Source organism: Streptococcus sanguinis (genome assembly GCF_019929225.1).
Taxonomy (GTDB): Bacteria; Bacillota; Bacilli; order Lactobacillales; family Streptococcaceae; genus Streptococcus; species Streptococcus sanguinis_J.
Genome location: NZ_JAHZPA010000018.1, coordinates 1 through 1,427, shown reverse-complemented (window position 1 = coordinate 1,427; position 1,427 = coordinate 1). Strand labels below are relative to the sequence as shown.

General features: G+C 49.7%; 8 tRNA genes and 2 rRNA genes. All 10 read right to left on the bottom strand.

The window, feature by feature from the left end:
- Positions 1-4: 4 nt before the first annotated feature.
- A tRNA-Arg gene (locus tag K1I80_RS11960) sits at positions 5-78 on the bottom strand.
- Positions 79-109: 31 nt separating this feature from the next.
- Positions 110-195 (bottom strand) — tRNA-Leu (locus K1I80_RS11955).
- A 7-nt stretch (positions 196-202) separates the two neighbouring features.
- A tRNA-Gly gene (locus tag K1I80_RS11950) sits at positions 203-274 on the bottom strand.
- Between the two features lie 14 nt (positions 275-288).
- Positions 289-361, bottom strand: a tRNA-Thr gene (locus tag K1I80_RS11945).
- A 16-nt stretch (positions 362-377) separates the two neighbouring features.
- Positions 378-459 (bottom strand) — tRNA-Leu (locus tag K1I80_RS11940).
- A gap of 5 nt (positions 460-464) precedes the next feature.
- Positions 465-537 (bottom strand) — tRNA-Lys (locus K1I80_RS11935).
- Positions 538-569: 32 nt separating this feature from the next.
- Positions 570-642: transfer RNA gene (locus K1I80_RS11930), tRNA-Asp, on the bottom strand.
- 16 nt (positions 643-658) lie between these two features.
- A tRNA-Val gene (locus K1I80_RS11925) sits at positions 659-731 on the bottom strand.
- Positions 732-835: 104 nt separating this feature from the next.
- Positions 836-951 (bottom strand): 5S ribosomal RNA (gene rrf, locus K1I80_RS11920).
- 116 nt (positions 952-1,067) lie between these two features.
- A 23S ribosomal RNA gene (locus tag K1I80_RS11915) occupies positions 1,068-1,427 on the bottom strand; the annotation flags it as partial.

The window sequence follows — 1,427 nt, the reverse complement described above, 5'->3', positions numbered from 1 at the left end:
TTAATGCACCCTAGAGGAGTCGAACCTCTAACCGCCTGATTCGTAGTCAGGTACTCTATCCAGTTGAGCTAAGGGTGCTCATCTTCTTCTACTGCCTCTTACAAGTCTATGCCGAGGACCGGAATCGAACCGGTACGATTGTTACCAATCGCAGGATTTTAAGTCCTGTGCGTCTGCCAGTTCCGCCACCCCGGCCGCCTCAAGCGAACGACGGGATTCGAACCCGCGACCCCCACCTTGGCAAGGTGATGTTCTACCACTGAACTACGTTCGCATCCTATTCAAAAATGCCGGCTACATGACTTGAACACGCGACCCTCTGATTACAAATCAGATGCTCTACCAACTGAGCTAAGCCGGCTCATTATTATCTTATATGCGGGTTAAGGGACTTGAACCCCCACGCCCTAAAGCGCCAGATCCTAAATCTGGTGCGTCTGCCAATTCCGCCAAACCCGCTCTTATGACCCGTACTGGGCTCGAACCAGTGACCCTTTGATTAAAAGTCAAATGCTCTACCAACTGAGCTAACGAGTCTCTTACTTTTATTGAAATCTTCTCGACTTCAACGGTCCCGACGGGAATCGAACCCGCGATCTTCGCCGTGACAGGGCGACGTGATAACCGCTACACTACGGGACCTATTCTTTTCAGAATATGGGAGTTAACGGGATCGAACCGCTGACCCTCTGCTTGTAAGGCAGATGCTCTCCCAGCTGAGCTAAACTCCCAAAGGGTGGAGTCTAGCTCAGCCAACGGTGAGAAACTTCGTTTCTCTCATCCGCCGATTGTAATTTCGATTTCCTCTCCATTACAACTAAGCTAAACTCCCTTCGCTAAGCGACTACCATATCTCACAGGGGGCAACCCCCAACTACTTCCGGCGTTCTAGGGCTTAACTGCTGTGTTCGGCATGGGTACAGGTGTATCTCCTAGGCTATCGTCACTTAACTATTGAATTAACTGTCCTGTCCTCTCAGACAAGCCTTGTCAACTCAAAATTGAATACAATATCAAATCTCACAATTCTCTAAACCATTCGCTGCACTCTGATGAAGCTCTTATTCTAGGATAAGTCCTCGAGCGATTAGTATTRGTCCGCTCCATKKSTCACMMMACTTCCACTYCYAACCTATCAACCTGATCTTCTCTCAGGGCTCTTACTAACTTGCGTTATGGGAAATCTCATCTTGAGGTGGGTTTCACACTTAGATGCTTTCAGCGTTTATCCCTTCCCTACATAGCTACCCAGCGATGCTCTTGGCAGAACAACTGGTACACCAGCGGTAAGTCCACTCTGGTCCTCTCGTACTAGGAGCAGATCCTCTCAAATTTCCTACGCCCGCGACGGATAGGGACCGAACTGTCTCACGACGTTCTGAACCCAGCTCGCGTGCCGCTTTAATGGGCGAACAGCCCAACCCTTG